Annotated in this window: 3 protein-coding genes and 1 tRNA gene; 2 read left to right on the top strand and 2 right to left on the bottom strand. The window is 34.1% G+C overall.

Annotated elements, in window-relative coordinates; all coding sequences use genetic code 11:
* Nucleotides 1-215: 215 nt before the first annotated feature.
* Together CP368_RS09405 and CP368_RS09400 are read left to right on the top strand one after the other, a co-directional pair.
* The gene (locus tag CP368_RS09405; protein WP_098043891.1) at nt 216-839 is read left to right on the top strand and encodes a LysR family transcriptional regulator; all 624 of its coding nucleotides are present in this window, start codon (nt 216-218) and stop codon (nt 837-839) included.
* Nucleotides 840-959: 120 nt separating this feature from the next.
* Nucleotides 960-1874, top strand: coding sequence for a LysR family transcriptional regulator (locus CP368_RS09400; protein WP_035434639.1), 915 nt, complete (start codon nt 960-962; stop codon nt 1872-1874).
* Nucleotides 1875-1912: 38 nt separating this feature from the next.
* Here the strand turns inward: CP368_RS09400 and brnQ are convergent, their stop codons facing one another.
* Nucleotides 1913-3271, bottom strand: a complete 1359-nt coding sequence (gene brnQ / locus CP368_RS09395) for a branched-chain amino acid transport system II carrier protein (protein ID WP_098046027.1) — start codon at nt 3269-3271, stop codon at nt 1913-1915.
* Nucleotides 3272-3368: 97 nt separating this feature from the next.
* A tRNA-Asn gene (locus tag CP368_RS09390) sits at nt 3369-3441 on the bottom strand.
* Nucleotides 3442-3507 lie beyond the last annotated feature (66 nt).

Below are 3507 nucleotides of genomic sequence, written 5' to 3'. Positions count from 1 at the left end.
CCGAATGGACTTTTTATTTTTTATCAAGTGTTCAATTTAATTTTACAATCGGCGAACTAGAAATAAATAAAAAATTTGATCAATAAAATAAATCCCCAAAAGAGAGCAGACTGTAAACATCTGCTCTCTTTTTTCTTCTCAAGTCGAATATTGTTCTTATTTAAAAAGATAATTTAATAATAGTTAGTATATTATTATAAGTGAAGTGCTAAATTATGAATCTAAATCAACTTTATTACTTTAATGAATTGGTTAAACAACACCAATTTTCTAGTGCTGCAAAACGATTACATATTTCTCAGCCTAGCTTATCTAATTCAATCAAAACCTTAGAAATACATTATAATTTAATCGAACGGCGTAACGGCCGTATTGAATTAACAGAATACGGTCAAATATTCCTTGAATCAGCAGATTCCATTATCTTAACCCTCGAAAAGACAAAAAATAATATTAATCATACCAAGCAAATGAGAAATAATACTATAGAAATAGGTTGCATCCCCACTGCTAGAGAGAACTTTCTGCCTCATATTACTTCAGCATTCGAAAAAGAAAATTCTAGCACATTTCATTACATTTACCACAATGCTATTTCTAATCAAATTTGCTTAGAAGTCCAAAACGGAAATTTCGACTTAGGCGTTTGTTCAAAAACTGATAATTATTCTGATTTAAACTTTATTCCTTTATATGTTGAAAATACCGTTTTTACAGCTTCAAAATTGGCATCTAAATTAGAGCTGCCTCAAAGCACGCGAACCATCTATCTAGTCTATAGTACTAAGCATCAGTTATCTCAACCTGCTCAGCAATTAATTGATTTTATTGCAAACTAAAAAATCAGCCAAAAAGGCTGATATTTTTTTGTTCTAAATTTATACTTAATTTATAGATGAAATAGTTCTCTAGCTAATGCGTTATAATAATTTTATTATCGAAGGAAAGAAGGGATTTTCATGAATGACCCTGAAGCTTTATTACATTATCTTGATGTATTACTTAAAGAGAGCAATTTTACTAAAGCAGCGCGAGAATTATATATTTCTCAACCTTATTTGACCCAGTTAATAAAAAGAATCGAGAAAAAACTTGGTACCAAAATTATCAATCGTGACCGGATACCTTTTTCATTAACAGAAGCAGGCATGATTTATTACAAGTATTTAGAAAATATTTCTTACAGTGACCAACAATTGGATCGCGACCTTGCTCCATATACCCAACCTAACAAGGAAATCATTAAATTAGGCATTTTAGAAAGCTTAGGCTCATTTTTATTGCCTCGATTATTACCTTCATTTTTACAAAAAAATCCTAACGTGGAAATTCAGTTATTTGAAAATTCTCCACGCAAAAATGAAACAAATTTACTCAATGGTGACATTGATTGTTATATTGGACAAACACCTGAGACTATTTCCCACGATTTAGATTACCTAGTCAAAAATGGAGAACAATATTATGTAGTCATCCCTCAGAATTCGCCTTATTTCCGCTCTGACAAGTTTATTTTAGAAGCCGATGACTTAGACCTTAAGGAAGTTTTGCAGGCTCCTATGGTATTAAGTGCCTCAGAATCGGCAATTCGACATCAAGTGAATGGCTTATTTCAAAAATTTCATATTAAGCCTTGCATTGTTTTAGAAAGTAAAAGCATCATTACGGCTACAGACTTAGCATTAAGAGGAGTAGGCCTTACTGTTTCTTCAGCTAGCATACTTAGCCGTATGCGCCAAACTCCAGTGAACCTACTAAAAATTGATGAAAATCTAATTTATATTAACTTCTTTATCGCAACTAAAAAAGAAGCCAGGATTTCTTCTTCTTTGCAAGAATTAATCGAAGAATTTAAAAATCTCGATTTAAGTTAAAAAGCATCTGTAAGTTTTTACCTACAGATGCTTTATTGTTAACTATTTTTAGCTTTAATCTTAAATATAATAGTTCCTAGTATTAAACCGACAAGCATAGGAACTACCCAAGATAACCCTTGTCCTGCTAACGGAAGAGTATTTCTAACATGAGCAATAGCCAATCCAAACGAACTTTGACTAACTACTGGCGGCATGCTGACGATCATATCAAGAATAGCTGGAATTAGTGTAAAAAATAAGCTCACCACGTACATAGTCTTATTTTTCTTAAAAATATGCACACCCAACGATAGAATAATTACTACAATTGCAATTGGATAAAGCAACATAAGTACCGGCTTAGACCAAGCAATAATCGTTTCCAGACCGCAATTAGCTACCAAGAAAGCAGCACCACAAGAAATCCCCAACCAAGTGTGATAGCTTAATTTTGAATAATGAGCATGAAAATCTTGTGCAAAGGCTGCTACTAATCCCACAGCTGTAGTGATACAAGTTAGGATTATTAAAGCTGCTAATAGTGCTTGTCCAGCAATACCTGCATAACTTTGAACAATTTGTGAAAAGGCAATTCCTCCGTCAGCAGAAACTTTAAATCGACCTAAAGACATAGCTCCAATGATAATTAGAAATACGTAGATCAATCCTATGGCTGACATACTAAATACACCTGAATTAGCAGTTACTATTGCGACACTTTTGTCTTCCTTTTTACCCATTTGCCTAATTGCGGTAATAATAGTTACTCCAAATGCCAATCCTGCCAATGCATCCATAGTGTTGTAGCCCTCTAAAAAGCCATTAATAAATGAAAGACCGCTACTACCATATGCCTTGGTTGCTGGAGCCGCATTAGGATCTCCCATCGGAAAAAGAAAAGCAATGAAAAACACTAAAAAGAGTAAGATTAAAAAGATAGGATTTAAAATCTTACCCAGAGCACTTAAAATATCACTTTCTTTATATGCAATAAGATAAGCAAAAATGAAAAATAAAGTCGTAAAAATCAATAAACCAATCTGATTAAACTGCTTTGGTACAAAAGGAGCTATTCCGACGGTATATGAAACAGTCGCCGTTCTAGGGGTACCAAATAATGGGCCAATAGTTAAATGAATCAAAGTCATGAACACTAATGCAAATTTTGCCCCAGCTGGCAAACCAATATCATACACACCATCTGAATGCGTCAATGCAATAGCTAACACCGAAAATAGCGGTAATAGCACACCCGTTACTAAAAATCCTACTGCTGCAAACGACCAATCATGTCCAGCAATTTGTCCTAAGTGAAGTGGAAAGATTAAGTTACCTGCACCAAAAAACAGAGCAAATAACATGGAACTGACTACGAAGTAATCTTTTTTAGATAACTCGCGTTCAATCTTTTCCATTTCATCCATAATATCAACTCCTAAATATTAATATTTCGACATTATCTCATAAAAAGTATAAAAAAAGAAGGAAGCCTAGCTTCCTTCTCTCTCCTTACTCCGGCTGTCAGACTCGAACTGACGACATCTTGATTAACAGTCAAGCGCTCTACCAACTGAGCTAAGCCGGAATATTAAAAAAGAGCACGGCAGCTTCCTTTCCTCGCAGGCAGTTGCCCACCAACTACTTTCGGCGT

Origin of the sequence: Lactobacillus sp. UMNPBX17 (genome assembly GCF_002553735.1) — a bacterium.
Lineage (GTDB): Bacteria > Bacillota > Bacilli > Lactobacillales > Lactobacillaceae > Lactobacillus > Lactobacillus gallinarum.
Note: the sequence above shows the minus strand (reverse complement) of the source record. Positions and strands in the feature narration are given on the sequence as shown.